Source organism: Brucella sp. GW823-FHT04E01, from assembly GCF_058796175.1.
Genome location: NZ_JBXAIK010000003.1, coordinates 305330 through 317699, shown reverse-complemented (window position 1 = coordinate 317699; position 12370 = coordinate 305330). Strand labels below are relative to the sequence as shown.

Sequence of the window (12370 nt, the reverse complement as noted above, 5' to 3'; positions counted from 1 at the left end):
AGATACACATACGCTTACTTGATTGCTCAACCCTGAATACGACGGAACTGGTCAACGTCGATGCCAAGCGTCTCAAGGTCCTGGGCAGTAGGCTTCTGACCAGCGCGCACAGCAGCAGAAGCACGAACGGCGCTGCCGAATTGCGCGAATGCACGACCGAAACGATTATGGAAGCGGGTAAACATTTTTCTCTCCATCACGGACACTTCATTGGTCCGTGCCCATGAGATGGGGATCGCACTGACAACTTAGAAGATCGGCATTTGCATGCCAGCCATGCAGTTTCCGCATATTCCTTTCCGCTCAACTTGATCGCGATCAATGCCTTTGGCTCGCTGGCTTGCGAAGCTCTTTTCAACAAAGGAAGGAGCTAAAGAATGTCGAACACCCCCCATACACTTGGAGAAGAGTTTCCCGGCCAGCTCGACGCCATTCACGCATTGAAGGCAAAGGATGCGCATTTTGCCCGCATTCTGGAAGAATACGATTCCGTCAATGACCGCATCCACCGCGCTGAAACGAAGATTGCGCCAGTAAGCCAGGAAGAAGAAACAAACCTGCGCAAACAGCGCCTTGCCTTGAAGGACAGCATCGCCGAAGCGCTCGCCGACGCTTAATCCGTCACTCCGGCAAACTGTTGGCTCGGTAACAGCTCAGGAGGTTTTGTCCTCGACTTTGCTGTTGTCCGGGCCAACCGAGTTTTCCATCCTGCCCACCACGACCAGAACCGTGACGGCAATCAACGTCGCCATGATTGCGATATGCCAGAGGCCCAGACCACTGGCGAGCCCCACTGAGGCCGCAAGCCACATGCCGGCGCCGGTCGTGATGCCGGTTATTTTTCCGCGTGCGAAGATGATGAAGCCCGCCGCCAGAAAGGCGACGCCGCTGGTGATTGCTTCAACGAGCCGCGAAGGGTCCATCCGGATATTCTGATCGTTGAATACCGGCACATTGACCAGTTCCAGCGAAACAATCGTGAAGGTAGCGGAGGCGAGACAGACGAGCATATGGGTTTTCAACCCGGCCGGTCGCCGACGCCATTCCCGCTCCAGACCGATAATGGAACCGAGCAGTGTTGCCAGCAGCATCCGCGCCAGAACCACCGGCAAACTGATTACATTCTCATGCGTAAATTCAGCCCAGAATTGTTCCATGCTTCACAACGGGCACCATTGGGTTTGGTTCCGCTATAGACGAATGTACCAACGACGCGCACTCGCAAGCAAACGATCATTTCGCCGACGCCGGTGGGACCGATTCCGTCGTGGCGGGTGGCAGGGAGTTCTCGCCATTGGGCGTATTCTCATCGGGAGAAATAACGGTTCCGTAGATTTCGACCAGCACCCACACGACCAGTGCCGCCGCGATACTGACCAGCAGCACGATGAGAACGGGCTTGCCTTCGCGCCCCTGCCTTGCCTCAGTCGGGTTGACCTGTTTCATGGATCAAATCCTCCTGTTGGTTTCAGCGGCATAAGATTTGCCGCTACAGACCTAATGGCAGGGTAGGCTATTGGTTCCAATTAAAGCATCGAGCGCGCTATCGCATTCCTGCAATTCGCGTCAAACTGTTGTTTTTATGAATTTTTCTCAGATCTACGAACCAGCGTTTTATCGCTGATTTAAACTCGCAACGAATATATGAGAGACAATGGTACGGTCGGTTGGAACCATTCACCATATCAACTATTCCAGAATACCGCTTTTCTGGACACTATCGTATTTTTGCGCACTCATATGTGCACTCATATGTGCACTATTTTGTGGCCTAAAACACGACTGACTGCTCTTCACCGATAAAATCAACCGAATAAGCATTTTTTCTGAACTGTTCATCGAATGTTGAAGTGTGTGGCTCTTACTAGAAAGAGATATTAGTGTTGGCCTTGCAGATAGAGAGGCCACGCGTCATAAGACAGAAAAGAGATCAATGCGTGAGACGAATTAGATGAACAAGCCCGAGCTTCAATACGTAAACTTGTCTCATCTGGAATTTGATCCAGAAAACCCGCGGCTACCTGATCGACTAAAAGGGCAGCCCGATTCTGAAATTCTGAGATTTTTCGTCTTGGAATGCAATTTGGTTGAGCTCATGATGTCGATTGGCGAGAAAGATTACTTCGCCGGCGAGCCTCTCATGGCTGCTCCTTTAGGAGGAGACGGACGCCTCGTCATCGTTGAAGGCAATAGACGGCTCGGCGCTCTAAAACTCTTACAGGACACGACACCGATACCTGTACAAGAAAACCTTATACAACAGGTCAGAAATACAGCTAAATTCAAGCCGGATGTGATTCCGGTTCTTATATTTGAGAAGCGCGAAGATATTCTATCATATCTTGGCTATCGTCATATAACTGGCATAAAGGAATGGGATTCATTAGCCAAAGCGCGTTACTTGGCGCAATTGAGAAAACTCCACGATGAACATGATCACGATGCGGCCCATAAAGCTCTAGCGAAAGAAATTGGAAGCAAATCAACTACGGTTGCCAAACTTCTTACTGGTTTAAAATTATTACAGCGCGCGGAAGACTTAGGTATTTTAGATAGACTGAAGATCACTCCTGATGATATTCCTTTCTCATTACTAACTACAGGTATAGGCTGGGAAGGGATTCAGGAGTTTATTGGACTGAATGGCATCACCGATGTAAGCGCCAACGACCTAAATTCAGAACATTTTGAAGAGTTTTTTACTTGGGTTTTCGATAAGAGACATGGACCAACCGCGCTTGGCGAATCTCGTAATTTTGCCATGCTTGCACGCGTTGTTCGGAGTTCGCCTGCACTTACGATGCTCCGCCGGGGAGAACCTCTTGAACGCGCAGACCTGCTCACATCTGGCCCTTTGGAAGCTGTTCGCACCAATTTAATGGCGGCTGATAAATCGCTCCAGACGGTCCAAGAGACTTTAGCTATTGTTGAGGGATTAACGCCATCTGACGTGGAGCACGCCCAACGTGTGCAAAAAGCCGCGTCTTTCCTTGTATCTTCGATGAGGACACTCTTAACCGAGGGTAATGATGCTGACTTTTGATTTCCCTCGCGACGGCGATATACACACGTTGGCGGATTTCACCGAGATTCTTTGCCTCTTAACTCCAGATCGAATGTGCAGCCGCGACAGCCTTGCTGATTATGTGAGAGACAATAATCCAGACAAAGTCATTTCAGATGATCAGCTAGAAGACACATTTGAACAACTTAGATGGAGGACATTGGCTTTTGGAGAACGTTATCCCTTCACTCTCATAGAGCACGGGAGAGTTCTCAGCGGGGTACCTCAAACGTCTGACTCACAGAACCTGTATGTGTTCTTATTGCTGTGTGCCAATTTGCCATTTCTCGAACGTGGTGCAACTAAACCACTCACTGATGCGTTCGAGAAACTTTCGCTCGCTGCAATTCGGAAGCTTTGGCCCACAAATGCGGTCGTGAGAGCATTTGGCAAAAACGAGACCGAGTATAAAGGTGAAAAATGGCAGCGTCTCAACGCGCTTAGTAAAGATCTCGGCGGCAGTGCGTCTTTAACCAAGGAAGATTTTCGAAAGAACGATAGCGGAGATGGCGGCGTTGATCTCGTAGCTTGGCTTCAACTAGATAAGCATGAAGGGTCGCACATACCAAGTGCCTTGGCCCAATGCGCTTGTTCGCGCTCGCAGTGGGTGAAAAAACAATCTGAAATCACGCATCAACGATTAGGTAATCATTTAAGACCTAGTTACCCGTGGATGGAGATGATTTTCATTCCCCTTTCTTTTCGAGATAACCGGGGAAGCTGGGCGGTCAAGGCGGATGTGACGGCGATAATTGTCATGGACAGACTAAGAATACTTAACCACGTAGATGAAGAAGACATTAATACTTTTGAACAGCCCAACGTTCTTCACCGTTTCCTCGAAGCCCGCTTAGAACTTGTATAAGCGGATTTCACCAAATATTTGGCAAAGCCCGAGCTACAGCTCCAAACAAAGGGGGAGGAACAGCATTACCAACGACTTTGTACTTTTCGTTCAAGTTCGCAGTATCGGGAAATACCATATCTTTGGGAAATCCCTGAATTCTTGCGCACTCCAAGAATGACAGCCGTCGTGCTGGGTTGTCGGTTTCAAAAATCCATTTGTCGGTATGAATCCTCAGCAGTTTTGGACTAATGGGGTGCAGCCCAACGTGCCGTCCCTTTGCTACGATAGTACGGCTGCATTCTTCCCATCCGCGATATCTATTTCTTGAGAGATAATACCAATGAAAGTTTTCTTCGTTGAATTGTCCTTTGGGCCAGTCAGGCAAATCGCCAATTGCCTCACGTAATGTGGTGAAAGGTTTAAGCTTTGGATCGCTTTCACTGTGTGTCGGATCAGGAAACTGATAATGAATACCCTGATCTGATCGAATACCTACAATGAATAGTCGTTTACGTTCCTGCGGAACTCCATACTCTCGCGCATCAAGTATTTGAGCATTCACTCGATATCCAGCCAAACGAAACCGAGTAATTTGATTATTTAACAAGTGTCTGAAATCAGCTCGCTGCATTCCGGAAACGTTTTCCACAATGAATGCTTTCGGCTTAATTTGCCTTAATGCGCGATCAAACTCACGATACAAATAGTTGATTTTACGATCGGCTTTGCGCACACCGCCTTGACTGAACCCTTGGCACGGGTAGCAGCCAACCAAGAGGTCTGCTTTAGGAAAGTTGGTAATCTGCTGAATGTCGCCCAACTTGAATTCCGTATCAGGCATATTGGTACGATACACATCTGCTGCATAACGCAAAATATCATTAGCAAAAAGAACATCGAAGCCGGCGGCACTCAAGCCTATGTCGGACCCCCCGCAACCACTAAATAAAGATACGGCCGTTGGCATTGGTTTATCCTTTTTCGTACCTTTTCGCTTAGCGACCGGTGTCAAAGAATCAGACCGGACGGAAGCGTTTGACAAACTATAGAATACCGAAGTTAATTTGACAGAACGCAGTTGCCGTCGCTCATATCACGCTCCATGTCTGCAGTGAAGACACTCCCTAAGGCAATTTCCACGATCGCAAAATCTCGATTGACTCTTTTTCAGGATGAGAACATTTTAGGAACATCGGCGAGCGGCGCTGATGAAATCCGGACACGTTAGGTGGCGTGTGTGTCTGCTTCGCTGGAGCAGAACAATGAATTCGGTTGCGCAGGAAAATGAATACGACGACGAAATTGAAATGGTTCTCGCCTACCACAAGGGCGATGCGCGGGCCGCAATTGAGGCACTTCTGAAAGATCGGGATTTTCTCGTCAAAGAGATCGAATACGCCAGTCTGGCTATGTCGATGGGCTTTGCACGCGGTTGGAAGCCTACGGTGTTCGTGAAATGAGCGGGAGATCGCGCGGCGAACCGCCAAAGACGCTCGTCAATAAGCAATATCCGTTTCAGGTCGTGCTTTTCTTGACTGAATGGCACCGAACGAATCTCGTTCAAATGCTGGATGATCGTGAGCGGCTTGGCGGTTATCGACTATGGAGCATCGCTCGGCACAATATCACGTTGTTCAGTGTAGCAATGTTCCGGACTGAAGAAGGCCAGCAGGAGTTCATCCAGCTATATGGCGGCGTACCCTACGACCCAACGGACAAGAAATCCAAGCCGTGGGAGACGTACTTTGACCGATGAAACATCGTCCACCTTACCTGACCGAAATGCCGGTATCGACAAGGATCATGGACCTGTTCAAATGGTACGAGCTTTACGGGTTCTGTTGCCAGTGCGGGCACATCGGATCGGTTGATAGAGAGATGCTTCTACGCAAATACGGAACGCATACTTGGTTTGTGGACCTACACAGGCGCATGCGCTGCAAGGTCTGCACGACAAAAGGCTATGCGCAGTTTGGAATTACGAAAATGCCGAGGGGATAATGACTGCTTACAAAAACGACAACGCACTGGCTGGCAGAAAGAAATAGGCGTTTGCCCCACCTAAACGGGGCAAACCATCCAACTTAAAAACGAAAGCTCTTACCCGTCCCTGGCAAACCAACGCGATTCTGTTTGCCCGAGCCAGTTGCCACCACTGGGCCGGATGCTGGGGCTTGCTTGATGGTCTGCTTAGAAGTCGATACAGCAGGCGCGGACGCGAATGCCGTTCCCGACACCATGAATGCGCCAACGGCCACTATTGCTAAGGTCTTCATATGTCCTCCACTGCTGGCCTCACCAGCAATTCGCCTGAAACACAAATGGGACCGTGCAGGCGAAGTGCACGATCTGCAAACACACGACGGCAGAATCAAGTGAAGCGCTATACGGCAAATGTCGTATTTCGACGTGACTGGACGGCGCAGATAAGGATGGCACTTTCGGTTGCCAAGGCCACCGCCACGGATGAGTACTTACCCCGTTTCCAGCAAGCTATGAAACAATTGGCGCACTGCGTTGCGATGCTCAAAACCAATGCCAGGGCGGTCAGACATACTAATCCTTCCATCCACCACAACAGTATCGTCCGCAAGCCCACAAAGCGGCTGAAAGCTAGTGAGGTTCACCTCCGCGCCTCCAAGGCCTAGCGCAGCCACTACGTGCTGACAAAATTGATGGCCGCCATGTGGCCAGAATGACTTTTTCGACCATCCCTGTTTGACGTAATGGTCAACAATTTTGAGGTAGACAGGCAACCCGTAACAGTGAACAGGATCAAATACCAAGACGTCGTGATCGGATCTTAAACCACCGTGACGCGCCAACAGCTTGGCCTCAGAGAGAGAAAATAACGCTTCGCCGGCAGCAAGAGGCGGCGCGTAAATTTCGGCAATGTCAGATTGAGTATCGAAATCCAACGGATCGCAGATATCTTCGAACCACCACAGTTCTTTTACCGAGAGCGCGGTTGCGGCCTGTATCGCACTTTCATGGCTGTAGGCGTTCATTGCGTCCACAGCCAAACTAGAATAGCCATTTGGCAATTCTTTTGCAGCTATATCGATCCGCTGTAAGTCTTCCGATATTTCCCCTTTACCGATCTTGATTTTCGCATGCGTAAAGCCTCGATCAACAATCAATCGAATTTCAGTGCGCAACGAAGAATGGTCTTCGATGGGGTAAGGATATCCGCCGGCAGCGTAACAGTTAATTTGAGTCCCGGGCTCTGAATTATTGCCCAAGGTTTCGGCGAGAAAGCTGAATAGTGGGGCGTCTTCGATTTTTGCTGCGGCATCCCAGATTGCCATGTCTAGGGCTCCGACCGCAACGCAGCGTTCACCATGGCCGCCTGCCTTTTCATCAGACATCATTAGCTTCCAAGCGCGAAACGGATCGATATTATCGTTTGCGGAATTCGATAATTGATCAATGTCGGCTGCAAGTAAGCGAGGAGCGAACCGTTCTCTGATCAATCCTGACTGGGCGAACCGACCGACAGAACCGAAGCCATATCCGACGATCGGGATGCCGTTACGTAAAACATCAGTCACGACAGCCACAATACTCGTCGTTAGCAGCGACTGATGAATGCTCAAATCCGCGAAACGACTGAGATCAATCGACCTTTCTCTGATATCAACAATTCGCATTGCAAAATCCTAAATTGATCAGCCCGACTATTTGAGATGCGATACAACCTAACCCGCGCAGCTTCGCACTACAGTCAGAGTGAAAGCAACCAGCTAGACGCCAACAATAACCGCGCTATTCTTTTCGTAACGAGGAGGAGCGCATGTGCAATCTATACAATATCACCACGACACATGAGGCCATGCGCCGCCTGTTCAAGAAATTCTCGGACCTTACGAACCGTGTCGATCCGCAGATAGATATCTTTCCCGACTATCCGGCCCCTGTTTTGCGAAACATCAAAGGTGATGAGCCGGAGCTCGCAATGCTCCGCTGGGGCATGTCTACGCCCCCGATATATGTGAAGGGCGAAGCGGATAGCGGAGTAACGAATATCCGCAACCTCACCTCGCCTCACTGGTGGCGGTGGCAAGGCGTCGAAAGCCGTTGCGCTGTGCCGGCCACATCGTTCTCCGAATACGGGCAGGAACCCGACCCGAAGACCAAGCGTAAGCCGCTGCACTGGTTCGCGCTGAATGAGGAAAAGCCGCTGTTTGCCTTCGCAGGTATCTGGACAAGCTGGAAAGGCGTGCGGAAGAAGAAGGAAGGCCCGGTCGAGGTCGATATCTTTGCATTCCTCACCACTGAGCCAAACGCTGTCGTGAAGCCGGTTCATCCGAAGGCAATGCCGGTCATTCTCCGCACCACGGAGGAAATCGACACCTGGCTACGCGCTCCATGGGATGAAGCCAAGGAAATGCAAAAGCCCCTGCCCGACGCCGATCTGATCGACCTCACGCCAAGCAATGACAATAAGGAAGAGCAGCCGAGTTTATTTTAGGGAGGATAGAATGAAAGGGCCGAAGAAAGACGAGGGCTACCCGGAACGGTTTATGGACTGTCAGGAAGCTCTGGCCGACGGCCTGTTCAGCCTGATAGAAGACGCACAAGAGGCCGGATGGGATCGCATCGAAATAGCACGGGCTATCGCTAGTATGGCAAAAGGCGTCCAGATGGGAGAAACGGGAACTGATCCGGAGGAATAGCGTGGCGCTCACAGCGGAACCATTCCCCCTCCCCAGAGTTTTAATGATGCAAGAACGATAACTTCGCGCCAGTTCACCTCTACTGTCACCAGAACCATCGCGCGCAGCCCTGCCTAGCTCGTCCCTCGGCAGGGCATTTTTCAGTTATTCGCTGGGTCGTACGAAGCTCAGCGGATAGAGCGCACGGCAAGGTCGCGCACCTCATTTGTCGAGCGCGACCCCGACGCCGGTCGAAAGCGTCGGGGCTCTACTTTTTATCTCGCGTGATTAGAATTTTGGTCAGGTTCATGATACCTCCCCATTACCCCGCGCAGTTTTCGCTGCGGGGTTCTTTTTTTAAGCCGCAGAATCAATTTTTAATAAAACAAGAGCGCTACTCTTGTAAAAAGCGTTGATTAACGCTAAATGATGTCCATCGACTTTGTTATCGAACGACGTGGCTAAGATTTAAAGCCCCTCTTTTTCTTTCAAATCGTAAAACTCGCAGCGAATTAATTTTCGTTAGTATTTAACCGTTCGATTTGAAGGATATTCAATATGACCAACGGAACAGTAAAATTCTTTAATGGCGGCAAAGGCTTTGGATTTATCCAACCCGAAGACGGATCTCCAGATGTTTTTGTTCACATTTCCGCAGTTGAACGCGCAGGATTGCATACGCTCAACGAAGGTCAACGGGTTAGCTTCGAACTCGTAGCTGATCGCCGTTCTGGCAAGAAAGCCGCAGATAATCTGCAAGCACTTTAGTTTTAGTGTTCAGACATTGCCTTCGATCCATGACCACGGATGTACTGGCACTGATCGTTGAGGCGATTAAAAGGTCGGGTTTTCCCGGCCTTTTTTGTTTTTTGCCCGTAAACAGAGGTTAAAACATCCAAACGGTGTTCTCGCATTGATAGGATAGATATCAGCAATTCCAATCATGTCGGCGAAGCCGATGTTACGGCGATCATATGGAGGCTTGCCCCCACCCATTCAATCCTTCACGGAAAGTGTGACCTTTCCAGAACGAGGACAAGGAAAATGCTTGAAGCAAAATCGACCGAACTAACTAAAGATACCCTTTTCAAAAAAACGTTGTCACGTACGGAAGCGAAAAACGCGATAACGGACAACGCCGCAAAAGCTATTCTCGAGACAGAAAAAGCAGCTATAGACGCCAAAACAGAGCGGCTGCGAGCTGCGCGATTAGAACATAACCGACCACCAAAGCCATAGTTAGGAATTTAATGCAGGTACTTGTAAGAGATAATAATATTGATCAAGCGCTGCGCGTGCTCAAAAAGAAGATGCAGCGAGAAGGCATTTTCCGTGAACTTCGAGAGCGCCGAGCATACGAAAAGCCATCCGAAAAGCGCACCCGCGAAAAGGGAGAGGCTATTCGACGTGCACGTAAGGATGCGAAAAAGAAGGCACAAAGGGAAGGCTTGTTACCCAAGCCTAAGCGCAAGGCACCGACCACGCCCAGGCGAAGCCAAACACCTTCTTAACAACTTTTAATTAGACCCTGCTAACCAATAAGCGCCGTCGCAGAAACGCTTGGCTATGATTTAATGAATAGCATGGTTAATGGCGTACACACGGGTGATAAGAGAACTATTCCCGAAGAATGGTCTGGAGCTCCCGCCGCGGAACCATTCCCCCTCCCCAGAGTTTTAATGATGCAAGAACGATAACTTCGCGCCAGTTCAAATCTACTGGCACCAGAACCATCGCTGGCGCAGCCCTGCCTAGCTCGTCCCTCGGCAGGGCATTTTTCAGTTATTCGCTGGGTCCGTACGAAGCTCAGCGGATAGAGCGCGGGCGAGGACATGCACCTCATTTGCCAAGCGCGGCCCCGACGCCTGCCGAAAGCGTCGGGGCTTTTATTGCTGCAGGTTGCTGACGGATAGGGGATTATGAAAAGCTCCGAAATCGAGCGGGCAATCCGGCACCTCAAATTGCGCGAGCCGTTCAGCGCCAAGACAGTTCAACGCGCTTTGCCAAATTTGGATGCCACAGAAATCGCTGATCATCTGCGGAAGAACGCAGTTAAGTTCAACCGGGCGCACAAACCTACCTACATCCGCGTAATGCGAGGCTGGTACCGACTGAATGAGCGTTAAACATCGGGGCTTTACAAATCCGATTCCCTGAATAAAATTTTGGGTGCCGATGAGACATGACTTCCGGCCCCGCGCGATCCGCTGCGGGGTTCTTTTTAGGTCACACCTTTTTATCTTGCGCCAGGACAGCCAGCACCTGATCAAGGCGCTTGTTCGTTTCTTTCAGGCCCTCACGAGTTTCATCCCGCATTTCTTTCATTCCGTCGCGCAGCTGTTTGACGTGATCGTCAAGATCGACGCGGCGAACGTACTCGTCTCTGACCCGGTTCACCCGGTCATGTAGCTGATCGTCACCGTCCTTCTGAGACTTTGCCAGCGATCGAAATGACGCAATCAGCGCACCACTGAAAAAGACAATTAGCGTGACGGCTGTACCCATTAGCCATTTGAAGTCTTCACTCATCGCCAGTGTTCCTCGCCACCTTCGAATTCGGTCATGCCTTCCACCCGCAAAGCTTTGCACCTTTTTCATTGTGAGATAGCATCGCTGATACCTCCCGATCTGTCATCGCAGCCAGAGCGGCAGGCGAAGGGCGCATAGGGGCCGATACCAGACAGAATGAGCCTTGCGGGCTGGCGCATGCCGAGAGAGCGCAGAGAGCGGTCAGTGCAATCACCTTGACCATCTCGACAGCCTTTCGCGGTTCTGCTGCGGATCGCGGCCCGCCACTGCTGCGTCAATTTCGTCCGCAACTGATCGAGCGGCAGAGCTTTCATCTTTCTGCCGCGTCTTTTCAGCGCCCTTGCCGTCTGCCCGGCCCTTCAGATACAGGCCGAACGCACCGGCAATGGCAAGCCCGATATAAGCCACCCATCCATTCGAAGCGGCGATAAGGCCAAGAATTGCTTCAAGCATGGTCGGTTTCTCCTACCTTGTACCGCAGAAGGCGAGCCTTCTTGTTGATCCGGTGGCGGTCGTACAGCCACCAGACGAACACGATGCCATTCACGATGACACCTGTAAGGGCATCGGCTGCGCCGTCATCCAGCCAGCCGCGTGCAATCAGCATGCCGCCGACAACCTGAAGGATTTGCCGAATGATCGGAATAAACAGGGCGATATCCATCATTTGCCCTTTCCAAAAATCGCGAGAATTGCCTGGAATAGATCGGCCCAGAAACCGGTTGAGATTTGCGTGGCCGGAATTCCGACTTCGGGCTTCGCTGCGGATACTGGTGTCAGAAACTGCTTGCGCTCTGCCTCACGGCGGATTGTCAGCCCCTTGAGGACCTGTTTTTTTCCGTTGACGGTGATCTTGTTCCACACAAGGAACTGATCGGCTGCGGCCTGCCTGGCACCCGCATTGAGGCGCTTCAGCAAGGTCGAGCCCTTGAAAGCTCCAGCACCGACATTGAACGCAAAGCTAACTAGAGCATCGAATTCATTCTGATTGAGCGGAACCTTAACCGCCGACGACACCGCCGCCTCAAAGGTTGCCAAATCACGAGATAGAATTTCTGAGGCCTGCGCCGCCGTGATCTTCATTCCGGCTACCACCTTTGGCGCTCCAGCTGCGGATGTGTGGCCCACGCCGATAGTCCAAATCCCGGCGCTATCCTTGTAGGCCGTCAATTCAACGCCTTCGCGCTGTTCGATGAGCTTCCGCCCTGCTGCACTGGTTTTCATTGAATTTCCCTTTCAGGCACAAGAAACCGCCTCGAAGGCGGTGCGGTGTGT

20 protein-coding genes are annotated in these 12370 nt (G+C 50.8%); 11 read left to right on the top strand and 9 right to left on the bottom strand.

Translation table 11 applies throughout. The annotated features are described in order from the left end of the window. Positions 1-26 precede the first annotated feature (26 nt). Positions 27-185 (bottom strand): hypothetical protein, encoded by a 159-nt coding sequence (locus AC1RHM_RS11965; protein WP_010659105.1) that lies wholly within the window; start codon positions 183-185, stop codon positions 27-29. A gap of 192 nt (positions 186-377) precedes the next feature. Between AC1RHM_RS11965 and AC1RHM_RS11960 the strand changes: the two genes are divergently transcribed. After that, positions 378-617 (top strand): HP1242/YdcH family protein, encoded by a 240-nt coding sequence (locus tag AC1RHM_RS11960; RefSeq protein WP_010659106.1) that lies wholly within the window; start codon positions 378-380, stop codon positions 615-617. A gap of 36 nt (positions 618-653) precedes the next feature. Here the strand turns inward: AC1RHM_RS11960 and AC1RHM_RS11955 are convergent, their stop codons facing one another. Both AC1RHM_RS11955 and AC1RHM_RS11950 read right to left on the bottom strand, forming a co-directional pair. After that, a complete protein-coding gene (locus tag AC1RHM_RS11955) occupies positions 654-1157 on the bottom strand; it encodes an MgtC/SapB family protein (RefSeq protein ID WP_010659107.1) in 504 nt (167 codons plus the stop codon). Between the two features lie 76 nt (positions 1158-1233). Beyond that, positions 1234-1446, bottom strand: a complete 213-nt coding sequence (locus AC1RHM_RS11950; RefSeq protein WP_010659108.1) for a hypothetical protein — start codon at positions 1444-1446, stop codon at positions 1234-1236. Positions 1447-1951: 505 nt separating this feature from the next. On the opposite strand from AC1RHM_RS11950, the gene AC1RHM_RS11945 reads away from it, so the two are divergent. Both AC1RHM_RS11945 and AC1RHM_RS11940 read left to right on the top strand, forming a co-directional pair. Continuing rightward, complete coding sequence (locus AC1RHM_RS11945) at positions 1952-3043, top strand: hypothetical protein (protein ID WP_492332562.1); 1092 nt, start codon at positions 1952-1954, stop codon at positions 3041-3043. Next, on the top strand, positions 3030-3929 hold the full coding sequence (locus AC1RHM_RS11940) for a hypothetical protein (RefSeq protein WP_492332561.1): 900 nt from the start codon (positions 3030-3032) through the stop codon (positions 3927-3929). Before AC1RHM_RS11945 ends, AC1RHM_RS11940 begins: the two co-directional genes overlap by 14 nt. A 7-nt stretch (positions 3930-3936) precedes the next feature. Here AC1RHM_RS11940 and AC1RHM_RS11935 read toward each other — a convergent pair whose 3' ends face one another. Continuing rightward, entirely contained in the window at positions 3937-4878 is a 942-nt protein-coding gene (locus tag AC1RHM_RS11935) for a DNA cytosine methyltransferase (RefSeq protein WP_492332560.1), read from the bottom strand. A gap of 295 nt (positions 4879-5173) precedes the next feature. Here AC1RHM_RS11935 and AC1RHM_RS11930 point away from each other — a divergent pair, with 295 nt between their 5' ends. The 3 genes from AC1RHM_RS11930 to AC1RHM_RS11920 all read left to right on the top strand — a co-directional run bounded on the left by AC1RHM_RS11930 (position 5174) and on the right by AC1RHM_RS11920 (position 6290). Next, positions 5174-5371 carry a hypothetical protein gene (locus tag AC1RHM_RS11930; protein ID WP_151614473.1) on the top strand — a complete coding sequence of 66 codons (198 nt, stop codon included), beginning with the start codon at positions 5174-5176 and terminating at the stop codon, positions 5369-5371. Then, a complete protein-coding gene (locus AC1RHM_RS11925; RefSeq protein ID WP_204157923.1) occupies positions 5368-5667 on the top strand; it encodes a hypothetical protein in 300 nt (99 codons plus the stop codon). The genes AC1RHM_RS11930 and AC1RHM_RS11925 overlap by 4 nt, the downstream gene beginning before the upstream one ends. Positions 5668-6092: 425 nt before the next feature. Continuing rightward, positions 6093-6290, top strand: a complete 198-nt coding sequence (locus tag AC1RHM_RS11920) for a hypothetical protein (protein WP_479883750.1) — start codon at positions 6093-6095, stop codon at positions 6288-6290. A gap of 95 nt (positions 6291-6385) precedes the next feature. Here AC1RHM_RS11920 and AC1RHM_RS11915 read toward each other — a convergent pair whose 3' ends face one another. Continuing rightward, positions 6386-7561, bottom strand: a complete 1176-nt coding sequence (locus AC1RHM_RS11915) for an enolase C-terminal domain-like protein (protein ID WP_492332559.1) — start codon at positions 7559-7561, stop codon at positions 6386-6388. A gap of 143 nt (positions 7562-7704) precedes the next feature. Between AC1RHM_RS11915 and AC1RHM_RS11910 the strand changes: the two genes are divergently transcribed. The 5 genes from AC1RHM_RS11910 (at position 7705) to rpsU (ending at position 10077) form a co-directional block, all read left to right on the top strand. Continuing rightward, positions 7705-8382, top strand: coding sequence for an SOS response-associated peptidase (locus AC1RHM_RS11910; protein WP_492332558.1), 678 nt, complete (start codon positions 7705-7707; stop codon positions 8380-8382). Between the two features lie 10 nt (positions 8383-8392). Continuing rightward, positions 8393-8587: a hypothetical protein gene (locus AC1RHM_RS11905; protein ID WP_151612360.1), complete on the top strand. Its 195-nt coding sequence runs from the start codon at positions 8393-8395 to the stop codon at positions 8585-8587. A 537-nt stretch (positions 8588-9124) separates the two neighbouring features. Next, positions 9125-9334, top strand: coding sequence for a cold-shock protein (locus AC1RHM_RS11900; RefSeq protein ID WP_122241926.1), 210 nt, complete (start codon positions 9125-9127; stop codon positions 9332-9334). A gap of 276 nt (positions 9335-9610) precedes the next feature. Continuing rightward, positions 9611-9805 carry a hypothetical protein gene (locus AC1RHM_RS11895; protein WP_492332557.1) on the top strand — a complete coding sequence of 65 codons (195 nt, stop codon included), beginning with the start codon at positions 9611-9613 and terminating at the stop codon, positions 9803-9805. Between the two features lie 11 nt (positions 9806-9816). Beyond that, the gene (rpsU, locus tag AC1RHM_RS11890; RefSeq protein ID WP_492332556.1) at positions 9817-10077 is read left to right on the top strand and encodes a 30S ribosomal protein S21; all 261 of its coding nucleotides are present in this window, start codon (positions 9817-9819) and stop codon (positions 10075-10077) included. Positions 10078-10792: 715 nt separating this feature from the next. On the opposite strand, the gene AC1RHM_RS11885 is transcribed toward rpsU, so the two are convergent. From AC1RHM_RS11885 to AC1RHM_RS11870, 4 genes are all read right to left on the bottom strand, one after another. Next, positions 10793-11095, bottom strand: a complete 303-nt coding sequence (locus AC1RHM_RS11885) for a hypothetical protein (RefSeq protein WP_125300276.1) — start codon at positions 11093-11095, stop codon at positions 10793-10795. A gap of 210 nt (positions 11096-11305) precedes the next feature. Beyond that, entirely contained in the window at positions 11306-11548 is a 243-nt protein-coding gene (locus AC1RHM_RS11880) for a hypothetical protein (protein ID WP_194531583.1), read from the bottom strand. Continuing rightward, positions 11541-11762, bottom strand: a complete 222-nt coding sequence (locus AC1RHM_RS11875; protein WP_236020322.1) for a Pam3-gp28 family putative phage holin — start codon at positions 11760-11762, stop codon at positions 11541-11543. The genes AC1RHM_RS11880 and AC1RHM_RS11875 overlap by 8 nt, the downstream gene beginning before the upstream one ends. After that, positions 11759-12319, bottom strand: coding sequence for a lysozyme (locus AC1RHM_RS11870; protein WP_194531584.1), 561 nt, complete (start codon positions 12317-12319; stop codon positions 11759-11761). Before AC1RHM_RS11870 ends, AC1RHM_RS11875 begins: the two co-directional genes overlap by 4 nt. Positions 12320-12370 lie beyond the last annotated feature (51 nt).